Genomic DNA, 22,340 nt, shown 5'->3' with positions numbered 1-22,340 from the left:
TTCGCACGCCCTGATGAAAGGCCTATCCATGTCCGCGCCAAAACCGCTCTGGACGACATTCCTCCGCTTCCTCGCACCGCTGGTGCTGAGCAACGCGCTGCAATCGCTGTTCGGGACCGTCAGCAACGTCTATCTCGGCCAGATGATCGGCGTCGACGCGCTCGCCGCGGTGTCGGCGTTCTTCCCGGTGGTGTTCTTCCTGTTCGCCTTCGTCATGGGCCTGAGCACCGGTGCCACGGTGCTGATCGGCCAGGCCTTTGGCGCGGGCGAGCACGGCAGGATCAGGATCGTCGTCGGCACGACGCTCGCGATCGGCCTGCTGCTCTCGCTTTCGGTTGCATTGGTCGGCGGCTTCTTCAGCCGGCAACTGATGACGATGCTCGCGACGCCAGCGGACATCCGCGACCAGGCGAGTGCCTATGCGCGCATCATGCTGCTCACCATGCCGCTCGGCTTCGTCTTCCTGCTGATGACGGCGATGATCCGCGGCGTCGGTGATGCCGTGACGCCGCTGCTGGCGCTGGCCTTGTCGACCACCATCGGACTGATCCTGACGCCGATGCTGATCCGCGGCGCGTTCGGGATACCTGCCGCCGGAATCACCAGTCCGGCCTGGGCGGCCGCGGTTGCCAACGCGCTGACGCTGCTCGCACTGGCCGTCTATCTGCTGCGGACGAAGCATGCACTGGCACCGGATGCCGCGTTGCTGCGTCATCTGCGGCTCAATCGTGCCGTGCTCGGAAAGATCCTCGGCATCGGACTGCCGAGCGCGGTCGGCATGGTGGTGATGGCGATCGCCGAGCTGGTGCTGCTCGGGCTCGTCAACGGCTTTGGATCGGATGCCACTGCCGCGTATGGCGCGGTCAACCAGGTGATGGGCTACACGCAGTTCACGGCAATGTCGATTTCGATCGCGGTCTCGATCCTCGGCGCACAGGCCATCGGCGGCGGCGACAGGACGCTGCTCGATGGCATCGTGCGCACCGGCCTCATGTTCAACATCGTCCTGACCGGCGGGCTGGTGGGGCTGATCTATCTGGCGCCGCGGGCCGTGCTCGGCCTCTTCATCACCGACAGTGCCGTACTCGACCTCGCCGGGGGACTGCTTCACATCGCGCTGTGGAGCTCGGTGCCGTTCGGCTTGGCCACCGTGTTTTCCGGAGCCATGCGCGCGGCCGGCGTCGCCTTGACGCCAATGCTGCTCTCGATCTTCGCCATTGTCGCGATCGAGCTGCCGGCCGCTGTGATCCTGAGCCGCACGATCGGCCTGAAAGGTGTGTGGGCCGCCTATCCGATCGTGTTCTGCGCCATGTTCGTTTTGCAGATGGGCTATTACCTCACGGTGTGGCGCAGGCGCGCGATCCAGCGTCTGATCTGACCGGATCATCAAGATATTATGACCATCATTAAACGGTGGACCCGTGGCGCGCCCTGCGCCACAATGGATGAAAAGCCAGATCAAAAGCCAAGTCAGGGAGAACGATTTTGACCCGCACAGCCCCGCAATTCCTGTTCGATTTCGGCAGCCCGAACGCCTATCTCAGTCATCTCGCGATCCCGGCGATCGAGCAGCGCATCGGCGTCAAATTCGAGTACGTGCCGATCCTGCTCGGCGGCATCTTCAAGTCGACCAACAACAAGTCGCCGGCCGAAACGCTCGCCGGCATCAAGAACAAGCGCGAATTCCAGGCGGTCGAGACCGAGCGCTTCGTCAAGCGCTTCAAGGTCCAGCCCTATGTCATGAATCCGTTCTTCCCGGTCAATACGCTGAACCTGATGCGTACCGCGATCGCGGCACAGGCGGAGGGCGTGTTCGAAAAGTATGTCGAGGCCGCCTTCCACCACATGTGGCGCGAGCCGAAGAAGATGGACGACCCGGAAGTCGCGGCGAAGGCGCTGGCGTCCTCCGGCCTCGATCCCCAAAAACTGTTCGCGCGTGCCCAGGAGCCCGAGGTCAAGGGCAAGCTGATCAAGAACACCGAGGACGCCGTTGCCCGCGGTGCGTTCGGCTCGCCCACCTTCTTCGTCGGTAACGAGATGTTCTTCGGCAAGGAGCAGCTGCGCGAGGTCGAGGAGATGGTGCTGGAGAAGTAGTCCGTTCGTTCTCCGGCGACAGAATGTGATCGCGGTAGGATTCTGGATTGCTTCGCTTCGCTCGCAATGACGACTATAGATAAACCGCCAATAGCAACAATAAGGACAATCCCATGCGTATCCTCGTGGTCGGTGCCGGCGCCATCGGCGGCTATTTTGGTGGCAGGCTGTTACAGGCCGGCCGCGACGTCACCTTCCTGGTCCGGCCGCGGCGCGCCAGCGAGCTGGCGAGCGCGGGCCTCGTCATCAAGAGCCCGAACGGCGACGTGACGCTGAAGAATCCGTCGACCGTTCAGGCCGATGCGCTCAAGGACAAATTCGACGTCGTGCTGTTGAGCTGCAAGGCGTTCGACCTCGACGACGCCATCAAGTCGTTCGCGGCCGCGGTCGGGCCTGATACCGCGATCATCCCCATGCTCAACGGCATGAAGCATCTCGACACGCTCGACGAAAAATTCGGCAAGGAGCGCGTGCTCGGCGGCCTCTGCGCCATCGCGGCAACCCTGAACGAGAAGCGCGAAGTGGTGCAGCTCCAGCCGATGCAGTCGCTCAGTTACGGCGAGCGCGACGGCAAGCTCTCGGACCGGGTCAAGGCGATCGACGAGGCCTTCAAGAGCGGTATCAATGGCGCCGCCGCCAGCCAGAACATCATGCAGGACATGTGGGAGAAGTGGGTGTTCCTGTCTTCGCTCGCCGCAAGCACCAGCCTGATGCGCACCTCCGTCGGCAACATCCTCGCGGCCCCCGGCGGCCGGGACTTTTTGCTCGGCATGCTGGACGAGACCAGCGCGATCGCCACCGCGTCGGGCTACACGCCGGGCGGCCCGTTCTTCGAGCGCGTGAAGGGCAACCTCACCACCGAGGGATCGCCGATGACGGCATCCATGTTCCGCGACATCAAGGCGGGCCTGCCGGTCGAGGCCGATCACGTCATCGGCGACCTCATCGCGCGCGCCGACGCCGCCAAGGTGCCGGTGCCGAAGCTGCGCATCGCGTATACGCATCTGAAGGCGTATGAGAGGCAGCGGGCGGGCTGACCGCACGCTCAACTGTCGTCCCGGGGCGCGCGCAACGCGAGCCCGGGACCCATAACCACAGGGAGTGGTTATGACGCGAGCTGGTCACCACGAGTCTTCGCCAAACTTGATCCTGTGGCTATGGGTCCTCAGATGCGCAATTGCGCATCGTAGCTCGCGACTTCGTCGCGCCCCGGGACGACAGCGGCGTTCGCCGCAACGACTCCGCGTTACTTGAAATACGCGAGATAGTGCGAGACGGCAGTGATTTCCTCATCGCTCATGTGATAGGCGACATCGGCCATCGCAGCGCCGCCGCCGCCGACGCGCTGGCTGCTCTTGTAGTCGTGCAGTGCCTTGACCAGGTATTCCTCGCGCTGGCCGGCGAGCCGCGCGACGGCCTTGGTGCCGGCAAAGCTATCCGTATGGCACGAGGCGCAGCGGCGGCCGACGGCAACTTGCGCGCCCTTTTTGGACAGGTCCGGATCCGCGTCTTCCGCGGCCTTCGGCGGCGTCATCTGTGCGAAATAGGCGCCGAAATTGCGGATGTCCTCGTTGGTGATCTCCTCGGCGATCGGCTGCATCTGGTCGTTCTTGCGCGAGCCGGCGCGGAAGAACACGAGCTGCCACTGGATGAATTGATCAGGCTGGCCGGCCAGCGAGGGGATGTTCTCCGTCTGCGAAATGCCGTTCTCGCCGTGACAGCCGGAGCAGACGGCGGCCTTCTCCTGGATCGCGGCATTATCGGCGGCCTGAGCTCGGACGAATGCAAGTGCCGCGAGCGATAGCGTCACAGACAGAATTCCAAACCGAACGGCTCGCATGGCTGATTTCTCCGACTGTCATTGCCGGGCTTGACCCGCCTGCTTGGCGTAGGCCCGGCAATCCATCCCGTTTGCAAAGAGGTTTCTCGTTTGATGGATGCCCGGATCAAGTCCGGGCATGACGAACGCGTTCCGCTGCAAGCCTGTCACAAACAAAAGAGGCTGCGACCGTCATCCGGTCGCAGCCTCGTGTCGTCTTACGCTACTTCTTGCTGTAGCTGATGCGATAGATCGCGCCGGCCCAGTCGTCGGCGACGAGGATCGAGCCGTCCTTGGCGAGGATGATGTCGTTGGGACGGCCGAGATAGCCCTGGTCACCCTCGATCCAACCGGAGGCGAACACCTCCTTCTTGGCGTTCTTGCCGTCGGGGCCGACGATCACGCGCGTGATATTGCCGCCCTGGTACTTGTGACGATTCCAGGAGCCATGCTCGGCGATCAGGATGTTATTCTTGTACTCGGCGGGGAATTGATCGCCGGTATAGAACTTCATACCGAGCGGAGCGACATGCGCGCCGAGGTTCAGCACGGGCGGCGTGAACTCGGAGCACTTGTGACCCATCGCGAACTTCGTATCCAGCAGGTCGCCCTGGTGGCAGTAGGGATAGCCGAAATGCTCGCCGATCTTCGAGATCATGTTCAGCTTGTCTGAGGGCAGATCGTCGCTGATCCAGTCGCGCGCGTTCTCGGTGAACCAGTATTTGCCGGTGCGCGGATCGACGTCGCCGCCGACCGAGTTGCGAACGCCGAGCGCATAGATTTCGGCGTTGCCGGTCTTGGGATCGACGCGGCGGATCTGCGAGACACTGGTCGGGGGCACGCCGACGTTGAAGGGCGGTCCGAACGGCAGGTAGAACCAGCCTTCCTTGTCGACCGCGATGTACTTCCAGCCATGCGCGGCATAGGAGGGCATGTCATCATAGACGACCTTGCCGTCACCGAGCTTGTCGAGATTGGCTTCGGCGTTGTCGTAACGGATCAGCTTGTCGACCGCGATGACGTAGAGCGCGCCATCCTTGAAGGCGAGACCGGTGGGCATGTTCAGCCCCTTCAGGATGGTCTTGACCTCTTTCTTTCCGTTGTTGTCCTTGATGGCATAGACGTTGCCGAGGCCGAACGAGCCAACGAACAGCGTGCCCTTGTCACCCCAGGCCATCTGCCGCGCGGCGAGAACGCCGGGCGCATAGACTTCGATCTTGAAGCCGGCCGGCAGCTTGATCTTCTTCATCATCGCGGCGAGCTCGGCCTCCGACGCGCCGGTCGGCGGGCCCGACGGCGGCGCGAGGCCCTTCTGCGCCTCGGTCTCGTCGCCGAGGAACCAGTCATCCGGCGGATGGGTCCAGAACTCCTTGGTGCCGGATTCGTATTTCTTCAGCTGGCGGTTCTTGTCCTGCTGTTGTGCGCTGACTGCGCTTGTCCCCGCGAGAAGGGCAACCGCCGCAAGCGCCAGGACGGATTGAAAGACGGATTGATGGAATTTCATCACGTCACTCCCCTAAGGCAGCCGTCAGGGCTGCACGTTATTTTGTTTTGCTAGTCGAGAGGCGAAGTTCGGACTCTGTCAGGACGACAGACGCAAAAAGGTTAGCACATCTGCGGACGGTGAGAAGCGCGTCGGGAGCACTGCAGTCAGACTCAATAGAAATTGAGACTGAATGCCACGAAGATTTGCTCGGCGACGATCGCGGTCTCGCTGCAACGCGGAATCAAAAAATGGCGCGTGACTGATTTGCAGGCAGCAGGAGGGGCGGTCGCACAAAATTGCGAAAACAACCCCATGCACAGTAGAACGGCTCAGCCCGGTCTGCTCCCGGTGACGCCGGGCAGATATTTGATGCGTCGAGCAAAACGGCAAAGACGGCGATTACGGGGCGACGGGATAGGGTCCGTCGTCGAATACAGTGTCGTGATAACCTTTCGACCCGATCGCGCGCGCCAGCGTGCTACGAAAGTCCGTGCCCTCACGCAGGCTGTTCAGGACATGCGCGAAGTCGAATTCGGGCCGCCAGCCTAGCTCGTGCCGCGCACGGTCGTTGACATAGACGCGGTCGATCTCGGGGAATAGCCGCCATCCGCGTGCCGCATAGAGCTGCGCGCAATCAGTGTAGAGCTCGCGCACGACACCGGCCGCGTCGCGCGCGAGCGCCGCGAGATGACGGGGCTCGAACGGGCTCGTGGCGGAGATGATGTAACGGGCAAAACCGATCTTCGGCGCGCGCTCGACGGCGAGCAGATGGGCGCTCACCGCGTCCGCTATATCCAGCCGTCTATAGAGCAGCTCATTGGCCTGTGCGTTGTCCAGCGGGTAAGCCGAGCGCATCGCCGGATCGTCATCGTCCTCAGGGAAGAAGCGCGAGGTCCTCAAGATCACGACGGGCAGGCCGCGCTCGCGAAAGAACAGCTCGCACAGCGTCTCGGCCATCAGCTTCGTGGTGCCGTAGATGTTCTTCGGCACCGGCGCCAGATCCTCGGTGACCCACACCGCGGCCTGTCCGGCCTCGGGTCGAAGCTGCGAACCGAATGCGCTGGTGGTGCTGGTGAAGACGAAGCTGCGCAAGCCGGCGGCTACGGCCGCCTCGAGCAGATTGAGCGTGCCGGTGACGTTGGTGTCGACGAAATCCTGCTTGCCGTGGGTCGCCACATGCGGCTTGTGCAGCGTCGCGGTGTGGATCACGGCGGTGACGCCCTCCATCTGGCGCCGCACGAAGTCGGAATCGACGATCGAGCCGACGGCATCGGTGAAGGGCGATGGCTTCAGATCGATCCCGCGCGCGGGGAAACTGCGTCCCCGGAGCATACGGAGAACGGCCTCCCCAAGGTGGCCCGCGCTGCCCGTGACCAGAATTGTCATTTGAGACCCAATACAGCCGCCAGCGGCGTGGAAAACCACGGCCCGACCCGGTTTGGCTGGATGCTTTGGGAAAAGTTGGAGCGGGCGAAGGGGCTCGAACCCTCGACCCCGACCTTGGCAAGGTCGTGCTCTACCACTGAGCTACACCCGCATCCTGTGTCGGTCGCGTGACGCGCCGGCAACGGCTGTCGTATGCCAAAAGCGGGCGGCGAATGCAACAGCTACCGGCAGCATAGATTCGCAATTGAAGGGCCCATATGGACCCCGAATGCGGCCAAATCGCCCGAAAGCGCCCCGGAACCGGCGAATCGGCCCTGATGGATTGAAATTCGGCCCATTCGGCCCAATCTAGGAGCCGACAACGAAGCATATGATTTGGCGACGTGCTAAAGAGCCGCCATTCCAGACATCAGACGAGGGGATCCCGTGACGATCATCGACCAGGGTAACGGAGCGGCGGGCGCGGCCGCGGCCGATCTGATCAAGGACACCACCACCCAGACCTTCGTGAAGGACGTCATCGAGGAATCGAAGCGCCAGCCGGTTCTGATCGACTTCTGGGCGGAGTGGTGCGGCCCCTGCAAGCAGCTCACGCCCGTGCTGGAAAAGGCGGTCAAAGCGGCCAAGGGCAAGGTCAAGCTGGTCAAGATGAACATCGACCAGCATCCGGCGATCCCGGGCCAGATGGGCATCCAGTCGATCCCGGCCGTGATCGCCTTCGTCAACGGCCAGCCGGCCGACGGCTTCATGGGCGCCGTGCCGGAGAGCCAGGTCAACGCCTTCATCGAAAAGGTGACCAAGGGCGTGACGGCGCCGGGCGAGCCCAATATCGCCGAGATCCTGCAAGAGGCCGAGGCGGTGCTCGCCGAGGGGGACGCCGCCGCCGCGGCGCAGATCTATGCCGAGGTGCTGCAGCACGATTCGACCAACATCGCGGCCCTTGCCGGACTCGCGAAATGCTACGCCGTCTCCGGCGCGATGGAGCAGGCCAAGCAGACGCTGGCGATGGTGCCGGAATCGAAGCGCAACGACCCCGCCGTGAAAGCCGTGCAGACCGCGATCGATCTCGCCGAGCAGGCGGAGCAGCTGGGGCCGGTGGCCGAGCTGGAACAGAAAGTCGCCGCAGACCCGCTCGATCACCAGGCTCGCTTCGACCTTGCGACCGCGCTGAATGCGCAAGGCAACCGGGCGGCGGCCACCGAGCAGTTGCTGGCGATCATCAAGCGCGACCGCAAGTGGAACGACGACGGCGCCCGCAAGCAGCTCGTGCAATTCTTCGAGGCCTGGGGTGGCACGGATGATGCTACCGTCGAGGGACGAAAGCGCTTGTCGACGATCCTGTTTTCGTAAGGGTTATTGTTGGAGCATGATCTTGTCGGAAAGCCGCTTCACACTTTTCCGGATCATGCTCTAGCGAGTCTAGCGGGGTCCAGATGCCGATCAACATCGAATATCGCGGCCCCGCCGACCTGCCGGAGATCGTTCCGGTATTTCCGCTGCCGGGCGCGCTTTTGCTGCCGCGCGGCCAGATGCCGCTCAACATCTTCGAGCCGCGCTACCTTTCGATGGTCGACGATTCCTTGCGCGACGGCCATCGCCTGATCGGCATGATCCAGCCCGACGTCGCGCACTCGCCGAAGAATTCCGACAGGCCGGCGCTGTTCCGCGTCGGCTGCGTCGGCCGCATCACCCAGCTCGCCGAATCCGGCGACGGCCGCTACCTCCTCGAGCTCACCGGCGTCTCGCGCTTCAAGGTGGTCAAGGAGCTCGAAGTGCTGACCGCCTACCGCCAGTGCAAGGTGGACTTCTTCACCTTCCTCGACGACTTCACCGCGCGCATGGGCGAGGACGAGGTCGATCGCGAGGCGCTGCTGACCGTGCTGGCGGATTTCCTGAAGGCCAACAATCTCAAGGTCGACTGGGAAGGCGTCGAGAGCGCGCCCAACGAAGCGCTCGTCAACGCGCTGGCGATGATGTCGCCCTATGGCCCCGCGGAAAAGCAGGCCATGCTGGAGGCGCCGGATTTGAAGACCCGCGCCGAAATCCTGATCGCGGTGACCGAGATGGATCTCGCCAAGAAGCGCACCAGCGGCGATCCGCCGTTGCAGTGAGGGGCGCGCTGCCGCGTCACGCTCCGTCATGCCCGGGCATAGCCGTCCGAAGGACGGCGTCGCTTCGCTCGCCGATGACCCGGGCATCCACGTCTGAGAGGCACAAAAGAACGTGGATGGCCGGGACAAGCCCGGCCATGACGAGGAGAGAGCGCCGCCTCAAAAACCCTATTGATGATGGCGGATGCGCTTGCGTCCGGTGAACATCGCGCGGATCAGGTTCTCGCGCTGGAGAAGCCCCATCAGCACGACGCCCAGCACGTGTACCACGGCCAGCACGATGACGGCGTCGGATGCTATCGCGTGGGTATCCTCGACCCACCACAGGCCGAAGAAGGTGACGGTCACCGACATCGCCCCCGTGATGGCCGAGATGGCGATCGCCAGCAGCAGCGCTACCAGCATCAAGGTGCCGGCTGGATTGAGGCCGATATAGCGGCCGGTCATGCCGCGGCGTAGATTCCAGAGATAGTGTGGCGCGACCCGAAGCCGGACGCCGACCATGCGGAAGCGCGAATAGCGGCTTCCCCAAAAACCCCAGACCAGGCGGAAGGCGAGAAGCCCGAGCACCGTATAGCCGACGATGCGGTGAAGGGTATCGTAGACGGTGGGCGTGAACCACGCGGCCAAGATGCTGACCGCAAGGGCCCAGTGCCAGAGGCGTAGCGGGAGGTCCCAGACTGCGACCGTCCGCGAAGCCGTTCGATCCGCGGGGGTCCCGTCGGACGCCCCGCGCGTTTCTGGCACCGCTTCGTCGATCAAGCCGTGACTATCCTCAAGCCTTGCTCAAGACCTTGCTTGAAACCTTACTTGGCAACCGTCTTCTTCAGGCTAAGATCTTCCGGGCTGTAGAACAGCTCGTAGAGCTTGCCTTCCTTGACGCCGTAGACCTCATAGCACGAGCCTTCGATCTTGGAGCGCCGCACTTCGTAACCCAGCGCCTTGGCCTTGGCTTCGGCTTCGGCGGCCGGCTTCCACGACGCCTTGTCGAGCTTGGTGCAATCCTTGAACCCGTCGGCCATGGCCGCCGAGCTCATACCCATGCCGACCGTCAGTGCAATTGCAACAACACGAATGACCTTCACGAACGTCTCCTCCTCTGTCGTGTGCGCGCGTGGCGCGAAGCGGGAGCGAGGGAAGCAAAGGCGATGATGAAGTCAATCCGGTTTGGACGCGGATGGCTTTAGAGTTATTCTAACGATCCGGAAAAGATCAGTTGGCTCCGTAGGCAGCAGGCATTTCAGCTGCCGCTGCGGCCTTACGCCTCACGGTTTGACGGCCGGCATTCTGTGCGCGGCACCTCAATAGCCGGCAACCGCCATCGCAACGACGGCACTGAGCGCCATCCAGCCGAAATGGCGGCCGCGCGTGGCCCACGCGTTGGCGACAGCCGAGAAACCGAACACACAGACCATGGTGACGACGATCCAGCGGCGTGCCAGCTCCGATTCCATCCAGGGCGCCGCGATCAGGAGCACACCACCACCGATCCAGGCGACGGTCGAGGCCTGCCAGACCAGGCGAATCAGGGTGCGGAGCCGTTCCGGCTCGATGCGGGCGCGGGCAAAGACCTTGGTCTCGCCGAGAACACCATGGATGAGGGCCACGGCAATGGCCACGACGCCGGAGCACTGGAGCAAGAGATCACGCATCGGCACAGCTCCCTGAAGCTTCGTCCATACAGTTGTGTATGGTGAGATAGGCGCTGGCCCGCCGCCTGTCAATACACTAGTGTATGGCCAATTTCCGGAACCGGTCATGACCGAACAACTCTCCGCCGACGACTGGATCAAACAGGGCCTGAAGGCGCTGGCCAAGAACGGCTTCACGGCCCTGAAAGCCGATCCGCTCGCAAGGGCCATGGGCGTCTCGCGCGGCAGCTTCTATTGGCATTTCGCCGATCTCGGCGCGTTCCACGCCGATGTCCTGAAGCGCTGGCGCGAGATCGCGGCCGAACAGATCATCGCCGACGTCGAGGCCGCCGGCGACGAGCCGCTGAAGGCGCTGCTGCGGAGATCCTTTGGCGCCCGGCTCGACCTCGAGCGCGCCGTGCGCAGCTGGGCGGCGTTCGATGCGGCCGCGCAAGGCGCGGTCCGCGCGATCGACCGCCGCAGGATCGAGTATATCGAGACGCTGCTTGCGATGCGGGGGCTCGAGCCGGCGAAGGCGCAGGCGCGCGCGCAGATCCTGTACTGGACATTCCTGGGCTTTGCCTTGTCGGGCACGCCGGTGCCGGCGGCACGGCTCCAGGGCCTGCTCGACGAGATCATGCGGATGGTCTCTGCCTAGATTCTTGTTTTGACGCGTTTTCTTTATGCGAGCCGGTACCCACTTCGCTCGAAATCGCTCTGGTGGCGCAATGGGCGGCCGCGATTTTCTGTGCTAGAGGCAAGCGATCTTCGGAGACTCCAATGAACGCTCCCACCGAACGCCCCGAAACCAGCGTCGATCCCAAATTGCTGGAGATCCTGGTCTGCCCGCTGACCAAGGGTCCGCTGGAGTTCGATTCCGCAAAGCAGGAGCTGATCTCGCGCAGCGCCAAGCTCGCCTACCCGATCCGCGACGGCATCCCGATCATGCTGCCGGAAGAGGCGCGCAAGATCGATTGATCGGGCGGCCCTCATGGTGAGGAGGCGCGATAGCGCCGTCTCGAACCATGAAAGCCCGGCTCTCTCACCTCGGCCTTCATCCTTCGAGACGCGCGCAAGCGCGCTCCTCAGGATGAGGAGTTAGAGCTTGCGCGATTGCTACAACGCCTCACCCTTCAGCAACCGCGGGATCTCACCGGTCAAACCGGCGGCCTGGCGGATGAAGAGGTTCTTCAGCGGCGGGGCGCGGTCGACGAGGCCGAGGCCGATGTCGCGCACCGTGCGCAGCAGCGTCGACTGGTTGGAGAACAGGAAGTTCAGCGAGTTGGTGGCAAGGCCCATCGCCATGGTGTCGAAGCGGCGCCAGCGCTGATAACGTTCGAGCACGTCGACGCCGCCGAGATCCATGCCGAGCCGCGCGGCATCGACCACGACTTCGGCCAGTGCTGCGACATCCTTCAGCCCCATGTTGAGGCCCTGGCCCGCGATCGGATGGATGACATGCGCGGAATCGCCGACCAGCGCGAGACGCTCGGCGATGAAGGAGCGCGCCACGAAATAGGACAGCGGGAACGCGCGCGGCTTGTCGAGCGCCTTGACCTCGCCGAGATGCAGGCCGAACCGGCGCTCGAGCTCGCCGTGGAACTCCTCGTCGCTCAACGCGATGATGCGCGCGGCTTCGCTGCGGCGCTCGGTCCACACCAGCGAGGATCGTTTGCCGGAGAGCGGCAGAATCGCGAAGGGACCCGCGGGCAGGAAGTGCTCCTCGGCGCGGCCGTCGTGATCGCGCTCATGGCCAACGGTGACGACGATGCCCGATTGATCGTACTCCCAGCCATGGGTGACGATGCCGGCGCGCTCGCGCAGTTTCGACCGCGCGCCATCGGCGGCGACCAGCAGGCTTGCCGCAATCACGCTGCCGTCGCCAAGCGTCACGTCGACGCCTTCCGGGCGCGCGTCATAGGACGCGACCGTCGTGGCGCGGAGATCGATGCCCTCGGCCTCGGCCCGCACCACCAGCGCGTCGATCAAACGGCGGTTCTCGACCATATGCGCAAACGGTTCGCCCGGCGCGACATCGCCGGCAAAGTTCAGAAAAACCGGACGGGTGGCGTCTTCCAGCTTTGAATCGGTGACGACCATGTCGAGGATCGGCTGCGCCTCGCCCCTGACGTCGTCCCAGGCGCCGATGGCCTCGAACAGGCGGCGGCAGGCGGCCACGATCGCGGTCGCGCGCGGGTCGCGGCTCGGACGGGTCGCGAGCGCGGGGTCGGCGACGATGACGGGAATCTCGGGCCCGAGCCCCTGGCGCAACGCCAGGGCCAGCGCGAGGCCGGCAAACGCGCCGCCACCAATGACAATGCTACCCTGTACCGGCATACCAAATTCCCAGCTCACACTTCGGCTTTTCCAGGCCTTGCTAGCAGACTTGAGGTGGGCGAAACAGTGCGGTGAAACAAGGGCGGAACTGCCTCATTCCGTCATTCCGGAACGCGCACAGGCGCGAACCCGGAATCCAGAGGTTATCGGCTCGTCATTCCGGGGGCATCGCTGTCACGATGCCCGGGAATGACGAGATCCTTCGAAAGCGCCATCATGTCCAAAAGCCTGATCGACCTGATCTCGATTCTCGACCTCGAACAGCTCGAGGTGAATCTGTTCCGCGGCAAGAGCCCGAAGACGGGCTGGCAGCGGGTGTTCGGCGGCCAGGTGATCGGGCAGGCGATGGTTGCGGCCTGCCGCACGGTCGAGGGCCGGCTGCCGCATTCGCTGCATTGCTATTTCATCCTGCCGGGCGATCCGCAGATCCCGATCATCTACCAGGTCGAGCGCCTGCGCGACGGCAAGAGCTATTCGACCCGCCGCGTCACCGCGATCCAGCACGGCAACGCGATCTTCTCGATCATGGTTTCGTTCCACACCGACGAGGAGAGCGCGTTCGATCATCAGGACAAGATGCCCGACGTGCCGCCCCCGGAAAAGCTCACGGCGGAGGAGGTGGCGAAGCAGCCGATGTTCAAGGAGATGCCGGAGTTCATCCGCCGCTACTACGAGTCCGATCGTCCGATCGAGCTGCGCCCGGTCGAGCTCAGCCGTTATTTCGGCCAGAAGATCGAGGATGGCCGCATTCACGTCTGGATCAGGACCGCGGCGAAGCTGCCGGACGATCCGGCGCTGCACATGTGCGCGCTCGCCTACGCCTCGGATTTTTCGCTGCTCGACGCGATCATGGCGCGCTACGGCCGCACGCTGTTCGACAAGCGCATGATGCCGGCGAGCCTCGACCACGCGATGTGGTTTCACCGCCCGTTCCGCGCCGACGAATGGCTGCTTTACGCGCAGGATTCGCCGAACGCGCGCGGCGGCCGCGGCTTGACCCGCGGCTCGATCTTCAAGCCCGACGGTACGCTGGTCGCCTCCGTCGCGCAGGAAGGTTCTGTGCGCGAGCGCAAGTCCTAGAGCCCAGGCGCGAGTTCGTCGCGCCTGGGATTTGCGATCAAGCTCCGAGCGACCCGCGCGGAGCGAGCTCGGTCTGCGATGCGAACCAGTTCATGATCCAGCGATACACCCACGGGATCGGGATGATGAGGCTGGACAGGATCGCGGCGACGATGCCGCGCCAGAGAATGCCGAGACCGCTGCCCTTGAACACGATCTCGCGGCGCGTGCCTTCGATGCTGCGGCAGAACCAGCGCATCTGCGCCGCGGCGACCCAGGCCCAGCCGATGATCGTGATGATCGAGATCGCGAACAACAGATTCCAGCCGATATAGGCCCAAGCTGAGCCGGAGAAGCTGAGCCCGAGCGGCTGCCCGTTGGAGGCGAGGTTCGCGACCATCCATTTGATCAGCAGCCAGTAGAGCACGATCTGCGCGATGAACAGCAGATTGCTGAGCAGCGCACTGCCGATGACGCCGATCGCGATCGCCAGAACGATGAAGCCGAAGAACCAGGGCACCAGCGTCATCGCATTGCCGGTGAAGCTGAGATTGGGCCGGCCGGGCACCTTCACGCAGGACACGATCCATTTCGTGTACCAGACGAACACCCACGGCACCGGAATGATGAGGCACATGCCGATCAGCATCACGATGCTGCGCCAGGTGAACTCGAGGATACCGAAATCGACCGCCAGCGCTCCTCCGCTGCCGCCGCCACCACCAGCGTAGCCGGCGCCAGCGTAACCACCGGAGCCCATCATCGGCGGACCGCCGGCCGGCATCATCGGGGGCGCACCGCCGCCGCCGATCAGGCCGGGGATTTCGGCGGCCTTCTGCCAGCCGGCCATGCCCTCGGACCACACCAGCGTATCCGGGCGCACAACCCCCTGCGCGACCAGGTCGCGGAATTGCCCTTCCGGATAGGGTCCCTGTTGCTTGCCCTCGGATGCGTAGAACCAACTCGCCATGAAGCGTCCCCCTCAAACATATTTTGTACCGGCCGGGACGCTTCGGTTCACCGCATCCATGCCAAAAACGCATTGTGAAGGATGAACGGATGCCCTGTACAGAGGCGGCGGTTCACATGGCCAAACGTTTTTCCGCTTCAGTCTGCAAGTTTTTTATGCCATTTGCCCGGAAAGATGCCAGATTGACGCTGCGCCGGGGACATACGGCGTGGCGCATCCCCGGGGAATAGGCCTGACCATGAAACTCGTCGTCGCGATCATCAAACCCTTCAAGCTCGATGAAGTCCGCCAGGCGCTGACCGCGATCGGCGTCCACGGCATGACCGTGACCGAGGTGAAAGGCTACGGCCGCCAGAAGGGCCATACCGAGATCTATCGTGGCGCGGAATATGTCGTGAACTTCCTGCCGAAGCTGCGGATCGAGATCGCGGTCGCCTCCGACGTCGCCGACAAGGCGGTCGCCGTGATCACCGCGACGGCGCGCACCGGGCAGATCGGCGACGGCAAGATCTTCGTCACGCCGATCGACCACGCGCTGCGCATCCGCACCGGCGAAACCGACAGCGACGCGCTTTAAAGCTTTTTGTTTTGACGCGTTTTCTTCACGCGAACCGGTATCCACTTCGCTCGAAAACGCTTTGATCCTTCTTCGATCGCACCGGGCAACGACGCCACAGCGTGCGACGCCAATTGATGCCGGGGGGAATGACATGGCGGGATTGTTGCGCCGCGCAGCTGCTATGGCTGCGCCGGCCGGATTTATGTCGATCATTGCCGCGCCTGCGCAGGCCGCGAATTCCGAGATCAACACCGCCGACACCGCCTGGATGATCGTCGCCACCGCGCTGGTGCTGATGATGACGATCCCCGGCTTGGCGCTGTTCTATTCCGGCATGGTGCGCAAGAAGAACGTGCTCGCCACCATGGCGCAGAGCCTCGCCGCGGTGACGATGATCTCGATCCTCTGGGTGGCGTTCGGCTATTCGCTCTGCTTCGTCGGCGACGGGCCGTGGATCGGCACGCTCGACCGCTGGTTCCTCGCGGGCATGACGATGGACAGCGTCAACCCGGCGGCAAAGACGATCCCGGAAGCGCTGTTCATGCTGTACCAGATGACCTTTGCCATCATCACGGTGGCGCTGGTCGCGGGCTCGGTCGCCGACCGGATGCGATTCTCCGCCTATCTGGTGTTCTCGGTCGCCTGGTTCATCTTCGTCTACATTCCGCTGGCGCATTGGGTGTGGGGCGGCGGCTTCCTCGCCAGCATGGGCGTGCTGGATTTCGCCGGCGGCCTCGTCGTGCATCTGTCGGCCGGCACCGCCGGCCTCGTCGCCGCCAAGGTGATGGGCCGCCGCCACGGCTACGGCACCGAAAATCTCTCGCCGTTCGATCTGTCGCTCGCGGTGATGGGCACCGGCCTGTTGTGGGTCGGCTGGTTTGGCTTCAACGGCGGCTCGGCGGGCGCAGCCAATTCGCGCGCGGTGCTGGCGATCATCGCGACGCATCTTGCGGCCTGCTCCGGCGCGCTGACCTGGGGCGCGATCGAATGGTCGACCCGCCGCAAGCCGTCGGTGCTCGGCATGATCTCCGGCGCGGTCGCCGGGCTCGGCACGATCACGCCGGCTTCGGGCTTCGTCGCGCCCTGGCATGGCATCGTCATCGGCATCGTCGCCGGCGCGGTCTGCTACTGGGCCTGCACCTGGCTCAAGCACCGCTTCAACTATGACGATTCCCTCGACGTGTTCGGCGTCCACGGCATCGGCGGCCTGACCGGCACGCTGCTGGCCGGCGTGTTCGCGACCAGCGCGATCGGCGGCACTGCCGGCCTGCTCGAGGGCCATCCGCAGCAGTTGCTGATCCAGCTCTATGGGGTCGCCGTCACCTTCGTCTGGGCGGCCGGCGTGAGTTTCGTCCTGCTCAAGCTGGTCTCCCTGTTCGTGCCCTTGCGCGTATCCCGTGAGCACGAGCTCGAGGGACTGGATATTTCGCAGCACGGAGAAGCGCTTCAGTAATCGGGGCTTGCGCGACACATAAGCACGTGCTTATGTGTCGGCATGATCGAAGCCGACATCTTCAAGGCACTGGCCGACCCGACGCGCCGAAAAGTCTTTGAGAAGCTCGCCGGCGGAAGCCTGAATGCCAGCGCTTTGCGCGACGGTTTGGAGATCAGCCAGCCGGCGATGTCGCAGCATCTTTCGGTGCTGCGCGCGGCAGGCCTCGTGCGCGAACAGCGGCAGGGCCGCTTCGTGAACTACGAAGTCGACCCGGACGGAATCGTGGCCATCGGCACATGGCTTGCGCGCTACCGTGCCTACTGGCCGAAGCGCATGGAAGCACTCGCCGATCTCCTCAAGGACATGGATCAATGAGCGACGCAGCGAAACCTGATCCCTCCGACGCAAAACTGGTGCTCGAATATGAATTCGACGCGCCGCCAGCAAAGGTCTGGCGCGCCGTCACCATTCCGGCCTTGCGCGAGCGCTGGTTGCCGGATTGCGACCTTGCAGGCGCCGAGCCTGAATCAACGATCGCAGGCGAAGAGGTGCGCTACCGACTTCGCGATTCAGAGCCGCCGTTTCGCGAGAGCCACGTCATCTTCCGGATCGAGCCGAACGAGGACGGCGGCACCCGCTTCCGCATCATTCAGCAAGCCTGCGAAGAGCGAACAAAGCTGCCGCAGCCGGCCAACAGCAATTGCTGCCTGATGCGCGCGGCGGCTTAAACACCAACAAGACTTCGTCACCTGCAAACATGGAGGTCGCCAATGCGCGACATGCTTCAGCTCGTCCCTATGGTTGTCGAACAATCCGCCCGCGGCGAGCGATCCTTCGACATCTATTCGCGGCTCCTGCGCGAGCGCATCATCTTCCTCAACGGCGAGGTCAATGATGCGATGTCCGGACTGGTGTGCGCGCAATTGTTGTTCCTGGAGGCGGAGAATCCGAACAGGCCGATCAATCTCTACATCAACTCCTATGGCGGCGTGGTCACCTCTGGTCTCGCCATGTACGACACCATGCAGTTCATCAAGGCGCCGGTTCATACGCTGTGCATGGGCACCGCGCGCTCGATGGGCTCGTTCCTGCTGATGGCCGGCGAGCCGGGTCACCGCGCCGCGCTGCCCAATGCGAGCCTTCACGTGCATCAGCCGCTCGGCGGCTTCCAGGGCCAGGCATCCGACATCCTGATCCATGCCAACGAAATGCAGGAGACCAAGCGGCGCATCACCCGGCTCTACGCGCAGCATTGCGGGCGCACCGAGGCGGAGGTGGAACGAACCCTGGACCGCGACCACTTCATGACCGCGCAGCAGGGGGTCGAGTGGGGATTGATCGACCGGGTCTTTGCGGAGCGCGAGGCCGCCTGACGATTCAGGCCGGTTGCGCGCATCCCGTGAGCACGCCGAGGGCCGGTTCGATATTTCGCAGGGCGGCGGGGCCCTTTGTCGGGCCCCTTCTGTAATAAAATACCTTCTCGCTGCCCGACACGTGAGCAGCAATTGTGTCGACAGCCTGTCGTGCCCGCTTTTTGATCAGGCGTGACCACGTTTTGAGCGCGACGTAATAGCGCACTGCAGCGCAGCACGCGTCAAACGCGAAAACACCCGTTTTCATAGTCCGTTAGGCAACGCGCCCGATCTGGCACGGCATTTGATTCTAAGGGTGCTGGCTGTGCCCGCGTAGTGAACTTCTCCCTCGTGGCGAACCAGTCGAGAAACGCCCGGCCACGTCCGGACCGGGCCAAGCGGGGATAGGACCCATGAAAATTGTTATGGCGATTATCAAGCCATTCAAGCTGGAAGAAGTCCGTGACGCCCTGACCGCCATCGGCGTTCACGGTCTCACGGTGACGGAAGTCAAGGGATATGGCCGCCAGAAAGGCCATACGGAAATCTATCGCGGCGCCGAATACGCCGTGAGCTTCCTGCCCAAGATCAAGATCGAGGTCGCTGTCGCCTCCGACCAGGTCGACAAGACCATCGACGCCATCACGTCCGCCGCGAAAACCGGGCAGATCGGCGACGGCAAGATCTTCGTCATCAACCTCGACCATGCGGTTCGCATCCGCACCGGCGAGGCCGATGCCGCGGCCCTTTGATTTCGCGCTCAACCTTTACCAATCAGGAGTGAATAAAATGACGTTTAAGCGTCCCTATGGCGCGGGATTGGCGGCTCTCGCAGTCGGCATGTTCGCTGCGACCGCGGCCTATGCCGAGCCAACGGTCAACAAGGGAGACAACGCCTGGATGCTGACATCGACAGTTCTCGTGCTGTTGATGACGATCCCCGGCCTCGCGCTGTTCTACGGCGGTCTCGTCCGTTCCAAGAACATGCTCTCCGTGCTGATGCAGGTGTTCTACACCGTCTGCGTCGTCACCGTAATCTGGGCCGTGTACGGCTACAGCCTCACCTTCACCGGCGGTTCCGACTTCATCGGCGGCTTCTCCAAGGCCTTCATGATGGGCGTCACCACCGACTCGAAGGCCGCGACCTTCTCGGTCGACGCCAACATCTCGGAGCTCATCTATATGTGCTTCCAGATGACCTTCGCGGCGATCACGCCGGCCCTCATCGTCGGCGCCTTCGCCGAGCGCATGAAGTTCGCGGCAATCGCGCTCTTCATCCCGCTCTGGGTCACGCTGATCTACTTCCCGATCGCGCACATGGTCTGGTACTGGCCCGGCCCGGACATGATCCAGGACGCTGCCAAGGCACTCGCTGCTGCCACTGATGCGGCTGCGAAGACCGCGGCGCAGGCCAAGCTCGACGAGATCAACGCCGACGCCGGCTGGATCTTCAAGAAGGGCGCGATCGACTTCGCTGGCGGCACCGTGGTGCACATCAACGCCGGCATCGCAGGTCTCGTCGGCGCTCTGCTGATCGGCAAGCGCGTCGGCTACGGCAAGGAGCTGATGGCTCCGCACTCGCTGACCATGTCGATGATCGGCGCCTCGCTGCTCTGGGTCGGCTGGTTCGGCTTCAACGCCGGCTCCAACCTCGAAGCCAACGGCGGCGCAGCCCTCGCCATGACCAACTCCTTCGTCGCCACAGCGGCCGCCGCGCTGTCGTGGATGTTCGCGGAGTGGATCGTGAAGGGTCACCCGTCGGTGCTCGGCGTCATCTCCGGCGCTGTCGCGGGCCTCGTGGCCGTCACGCCTGCCGCCGGCTTCGCCGGCGTGATGGGTGCGATCGTCCTCGGTCTCGTGGTCGGCGTGGTCTGCCTGTTCTTCTGCACCGTCGTGAAGAACGCGCTCGGCTACGATGACAGCCTCGATGTGTTCGGCGTGCACTGCGTCGGCGGCATCGTCGGCGCCCTCGGCACCGGCATCCTCGTCAATCCGGCGCTGGGTGGTGCGGGCATCATCGACTACACCGCGATCCCGCCGAAGGTTGCCGATTACGACTTCGCGGCGCAGATGATCTCCCAGCTCTGGGGCGTCTGCACCACGCTGGTGTGGTCGGGCATCGGTTCGGCGATCCTCTACAAGGTCGTCGATGTGATCGTTGGCCTCCGCGCCAATGTCGAGACCGAGCGTGAAGGCCTCGACATCACCGAGCACACCGAGCGCGCCTACAACATGTAACTCTTCTCCCGGGCGCGGCCTCCGCGGGGGCCGTGCCCACAACTACGGTTTGGGGCACATACCCGGCAATGTCCCGACCGTTGAGGGGCTCCAGCGCAAGCTGGAGCCCCTTTCTTTTTGGCGCGCCGCATCGTCGCAGCGGCCACGCCTGCACCAAGCCCAAATTGCATTGTCCCGAAACTGGTGAATATCATGCTCCCGTCCGGAGCACGGTCTCATGAGCCTGTTGCGTTTCGTGGCTTTGTGTTTGCTGTCGCTTGCCCTGTCTGCCCTCGACGCCAAGGCCGACAAGCGCGTTGCGCTGGTGATTGGCAACGGCGCCTACCGGAACGTTCCCACGCTCGCCAATCCGACCAATGATGCGGCCGACATCGGCGCGGCGCTGAAGCGATCGGGATTCGAGCCCCTGGTCGCGACTGATCTCGATCAGGCCGCCATGCAGGACACCGTTCTTCGCTTTGCGCGCGAGGCCCGCGGCGCCGACGTCGCCCTGTTCTATTACAGCGGACACGCGCTGCAATTCGCAGGCGTCAACTATCTGGTGCCCGTCGATGCCGTCGTGCGCGACGAGGTCGATCTGCGGCGCCTGGTGCGCGCCGACGAGATCCTGGCGGATTTGCAGCAGGCCAAGAACCTGCGCATCCTCGTGCTCGACGCCTGCCGCGACAATCCCTTCGCGGACGAGCTCCGGCGAAACATCGGGCAGGGGCGCGGCGTAACCGTCAGCCGCGGGCTGGCCAAGATGGAGAGCCCGGAGGGCACCATCATCTCCTATGCGACCCAGGCCGGTCGCACGGCCGACGACGGCAACGGCCGCAACAGTCCCTATACCAGCTCGTTCCTGGAGCACATCAGCGACAGGGACAACATCAATACAGTGTTCCAGACCATCGGCGCCGGCGTCTACAAGCGCACCAAGGGATCACAGGTCCCGGAGCTGTCGTTGTCGTTCTTCGGCGAGTTTTACCTCAATGGCAAAGCCGAATCCGCGGCGCTGACACCATCTTCACCTCGGACTGACCCTTGCGCAGAGGCCGCCGACCATTGGCGCGGTGCGGACGCGCTCGGGACCATCACGGCCTTCAAGGATCATCTGCTTCGCTTCCCGTCCTGCGCCTTTGCAGACCTGGCGAAATACCGCATCGAGCTGCTGTCGAAATCCATCGACAGCGCAAAGCGCCCGACGACTTTCGACGGAACCTGGATCGCCAACGAAAGCTGCGAGAGCAAACCGCCTTTTCCGGAAGCCCATCGCCAATATGTCTTTCGCATCAAGGAAGGAGTGCTGCACACGGTGCTCGGGGACGAGGGCAAGCCCGGCTCTGTGAGCTATGACGGCAAGATCGAAGCGGACGGCAACAGCACTATCTCCGTCAACGGTATCATTGGCGACAAGGATCCGCTGAATCGCGCCGCGGGCTCGTCCTATCGATACAAGATCGTGCTCGAACTGAAGGCTTCCAAAGGGGCTGGGGTCCGCACGGAAACCTATTGGCCGTGTCGCTACGACTTTTCAAAGGTATCAGCGCCAAGCGGAGAATCCGAGCGGAGGCAGCCCGACCCGAAGCGCGCCGCAAAGCGCAATGACAATGCGGCTGCTGCGCCTTCCGATCGGCGCGACGGCGGACAGGCCGCGCCGGGCGGTAACGGGATGAGCTGCTCCACGATGCGCAGAAATTGCGCGGTGGCTTGCGTCAGTTTTGGCGGCCAGCCCAATTGTGGCTCAACCTTCTGCGTGCGGCAGGAAGCGGAATGCATGAGCAGCGGATGCTGGAGAAGTCGAGCTTTCAACGGCTGCGGCATCGCCAAGCGATAGGCGCAAGGCATTCTCCGCAGCCTTCCCATCGAGAACGCCATGTTCTT

24 protein-coding genes and 1 tRNA gene are annotated in these 22,340 nt (G+C 63.6%); 16 read left to right on the top strand and 9 right to left on the bottom strand.

Annotation, left to right across the window (positions count from 1 at the left end):
* The first annotated feature begins 28 nt into the window (after nt 1-28).
* The 3 genes from AB7290_RS01390 (at nt 29) to panE (ending at nt 3,131) form a co-directional block, all read left to right on the top strand.
* Nucleotides 29-1,378, top strand: coding sequence for an MATE family efflux transporter (locus tag AB7290_RS01390; protein ID WP_201266217.1), 1,350 nt, complete (start codon nt 29-31; stop codon nt 1,376-1,378).
* A 107-nt stretch (nt 1,379-1,485) separates the two neighbouring features.
* Complete coding sequence (locus AB7290_RS01385) at nt 1,486-2,094, top strand: 2-hydroxychromene-2-carboxylate isomerase (RefSeq protein WP_085403050.1); 609 nt, start codon at nt 1,486-1,488, stop codon at nt 2,092-2,094.
* Nucleotides 2,095-2,207: 113 nt separating this feature from the next.
* Complete coding sequence (gene panE, locus AB7290_RS01380) at nt 2,208-3,131, top strand: 2-dehydropantoate 2-reductase (RefSeq protein ID WP_085403052.1); 924 nt, start codon at nt 2,208-2,210, stop codon at nt 3,129-3,131.
* A 209-nt stretch (nt 3,132-3,340) separates the two neighbouring features.
* Here panE and AB7290_RS01375 read toward each other — a convergent pair whose 3' ends face one another.
* The 4 genes from AB7290_RS01375 to AB7290_RS01360 all read right to left on the bottom strand — a co-directional run bounded on the left by AB7290_RS01375 (nt 3,341) and on the right by AB7290_RS01360 (nt 6,936).
* Complete coding sequence (locus tag AB7290_RS01375; RefSeq protein ID WP_085403054.1) at nt 3,341-3,934, bottom strand: c-type cytochrome; 594 nt, start codon at nt 3,932-3,934, stop codon at nt 3,341-3,343.
* 202 nt (nt 3,935-4,136) lie between these two features.
* Entirely contained in the window at nt 4,137-5,417 is a 1,281-nt protein-coding gene (locus tag AB7290_RS01370; protein WP_085403055.1) for a PQQ-dependent sugar dehydrogenase, read from the bottom strand.
* Between the two features lie 381 nt (nt 5,418-5,798).
* The gene (locus AB7290_RS01365) at nt 5,799-6,785 is read right to left on the bottom strand and encodes an NAD-dependent epimerase/dehydratase family protein (protein WP_085403057.1); all 987 of its coding nucleotides are present in this window, start codon (nt 6,783-6,785) and stop codon (nt 5,799-5,801) included.
* Nucleotides 6,786-6,861: 76 nt separating this feature from the next.
* Nucleotides 6,862-6,936 (bottom strand) — tRNA-Gly (locus AB7290_RS01360).
* A gap of 275 nt (nt 6,937-7,211) precedes the next feature.
* Between AB7290_RS01360 and trxA the strand changes: the two genes are divergently transcribed.
* Together trxA and AB7290_RS01350 are read left to right on the top strand one after the other, a co-directional pair.
* Nucleotides 7,212-8,135 (top strand): thioredoxin, encoded by a 924-nt coding sequence (gene trxA / locus AB7290_RS01355; RefSeq protein ID WP_085403059.1) that lies wholly within the window; start codon nt 7,212-7,214, stop codon nt 8,133-8,135.
* A gap of 83 nt (nt 8,136-8,218) precedes the next feature.
* Nucleotides 8,219-8,896, top strand: a complete 678-nt coding sequence (locus AB7290_RS01350) for an LON peptidase substrate-binding domain-containing protein (RefSeq protein WP_085403060.1) — start codon at nt 8,219-8,221, stop codon at nt 8,894-8,896.
* Nucleotides 8,897-9,064: 168 nt separating this feature from the next.
* Here the strand turns inward: AB7290_RS01350 and AB7290_RS01345 are convergent, their stop codons facing one another.
* The 3 genes from AB7290_RS01345 to AB7290_RS01335 all read right to left on the bottom strand — a co-directional run bounded on the left by AB7290_RS01345 (nt 9,065) and on the right by AB7290_RS01335 (nt 10,548).
* Nucleotides 9,065-9,658, bottom strand: coding sequence for a cytochrome b/b6 domain-containing protein (locus AB7290_RS01345; protein WP_085403061.1), 594 nt, complete (start codon nt 9,656-9,658; stop codon nt 9,065-9,067).
* Nucleotides 9,659-9,702: 44 nt separating this feature from the next.
* Entirely contained in the window at nt 9,703-9,981 is a 279-nt protein-coding gene (locus AB7290_RS01340; RefSeq protein WP_028150199.1) for a PepSY domain-containing protein, read from the bottom strand.
* A 216-nt stretch (nt 9,982-10,197) separates the two neighbouring features.
* A complete protein-coding gene (locus AB7290_RS01335) occupies nt 10,198-10,548 on the bottom strand; it encodes a hypothetical protein (protein ID WP_085403062.1) in 351 nt (116 codons plus the stop codon).
* Nucleotides 10,549-10,654: 106 nt separating this feature from the next.
* Between AB7290_RS01335 and AB7290_RS01330 the strand changes: the two genes are divergently transcribed.
* Together AB7290_RS01330 and AB7290_RS01325 are read left to right on the top strand one after the other, a co-directional pair.
* A complete protein-coding gene (locus tag AB7290_RS01330) occupies nt 10,655-11,185 on the top strand; it encodes a TetR/AcrR family transcriptional regulator (protein ID WP_085403064.1) in 531 nt (176 codons plus the stop codon).
* A 122-nt stretch (nt 11,186-11,307) separates the two neighbouring features.
* Nucleotides 11,308-11,505: a Trm112 family protein gene (locus AB7290_RS01325; RefSeq protein WP_011083431.1), complete on the top strand. Its 198-nt coding sequence runs from the start codon at nt 11,308-11,310 to the stop codon at nt 11,503-11,505.
* 138 nt (nt 11,506-11,643) lie between these two features.
* Here AB7290_RS01325 and AB7290_RS01320 read toward each other — a convergent pair whose 3' ends face one another.
* Entirely contained in the window at nt 11,644-12,864 is a 1,221-nt protein-coding gene (locus AB7290_RS01320) for a ubiquinone biosynthesis hydroxylase (RefSeq protein ID WP_354077131.1), read from the bottom strand.
* 216 nt (nt 12,865-13,080) lie between these two features.
* On the opposite strand from AB7290_RS01320, the gene tesB reads away from it, so the two are divergent.
* Nucleotides 13,081-13,944 carry an acyl-CoA thioesterase II gene (gene tesB, locus AB7290_RS01315; protein WP_085403106.1) on the top strand — a complete coding sequence of 288 codons (864 nt, stop codon included), beginning with the start codon at nt 13,081-13,083 and terminating at the stop codon, nt 13,942-13,944.
* 37 nt (nt 13,945-13,981) lie between these two features.
* On the opposite strand, the gene AB7290_RS01310 is transcribed toward tesB, so the two are convergent.
* Complete coding sequence (locus AB7290_RS01310; protein WP_028150194.1) at nt 13,982-14,893, bottom strand: DUF4339 domain-containing protein; 912 nt, start codon at nt 14,891-14,893, stop codon at nt 13,982-13,984.
* 238 nt (nt 14,894-15,131) lie between these two features.
* Between AB7290_RS01310 and AB7290_RS01305 the strand changes: the two genes are divergently transcribed.
* The 8 genes from AB7290_RS01305 (at nt 15,132) to AB7290_RS01270 (ending at nt 22,293) form a co-directional block, all read left to right on the top strand.
* Nucleotides 15,132-15,470: a P-II family nitrogen regulator gene (locus tag AB7290_RS01305; RefSeq protein WP_008142802.1), complete on the top strand. Its 339-nt coding sequence runs from the start codon at nt 15,132-15,134 to the stop codon at nt 15,468-15,470.
* Between the two features lie 133 nt (nt 15,471-15,603).
* Nucleotides 15,604-16,905, top strand: coding sequence for an ammonium transporter (locus AB7290_RS01300; RefSeq protein WP_354077133.1), 1,302 nt, complete (start codon nt 15,604-15,606; stop codon nt 16,903-16,905).
* A gap of 42 nt (nt 16,906-16,947) precedes the next feature.
* Nucleotides 16,948-17,262: an ArsR/SmtB family transcription factor gene (locus tag AB7290_RS01295; RefSeq protein ID WP_014490770.1), complete on the top strand. Its 315-nt coding sequence runs from the start codon at nt 16,948-16,950 to the stop codon at nt 17,260-17,262.
* Entirely contained in the window at nt 17,259-17,615 is a 357-nt protein-coding gene (locus AB7290_RS01290; RefSeq protein WP_063980295.1) for an SRPBCC family protein, read from the top strand. The genes AB7290_RS01295 and AB7290_RS01290 overlap by 4 nt, the downstream gene beginning before the upstream one ends.
* 42 nt (nt 17,616-17,657) lie before the next feature.
* Nucleotides 17,658-18,260 carry an ATP-dependent Clp protease proteolytic subunit gene (locus tag AB7290_RS01285; protein ID WP_038932646.1) on the top strand — a complete coding sequence of 201 codons (603 nt, stop codon included), beginning with the start codon at nt 17,658-17,660 and terminating at the stop codon, nt 18,258-18,260.
* A gap of 392 nt (nt 18,261-18,652) precedes the next feature.
* Entirely contained in the window at nt 18,653-18,991 is a 339-nt protein-coding gene (locus AB7290_RS01280) for a P-II family nitrogen regulator (protein WP_008142813.1), read from the top strand.
* A gap of 37 nt (nt 18,992-19,028) precedes the next feature.
* Nucleotides 19,029-20,477 carry an ammonium transporter gene (locus tag AB7290_RS01275; RefSeq protein ID WP_085403070.1) on the top strand — a complete coding sequence of 483 codons (1,449 nt, stop codon included), beginning with the start codon at nt 19,029-19,031 and terminating at the stop codon, nt 20,475-20,477.
* Nucleotides 20,478-20,694: 217 nt separating this feature from the next.
* Nucleotides 20,695-22,293 (top strand): caspase family protein, encoded by a 1,599-nt coding sequence (locus AB7290_RS01270; protein WP_085403072.1) that lies wholly within the window; start codon nt 20,695-20,697, stop codon nt 22,291-22,293.
* The last annotated feature ends 47 nt before the right edge of the window (nt 22,294-22,340 follow it).

The organism is Bradyrhizobium sp. 613_E4_N2_2 (genome assembly GCF_052075995.1).
Classification (GTDB): domain Bacteria; phylum Pseudomonadota; class Alphaproteobacteria; order Rhizobiales; family Xanthobacteraceae; genus Bradyrhizobium; species Bradyrhizobium barranii.
Note: the sequence above shows the minus strand (reverse complement) of the source record. Positions and strands in the feature narration are given on the sequence as shown.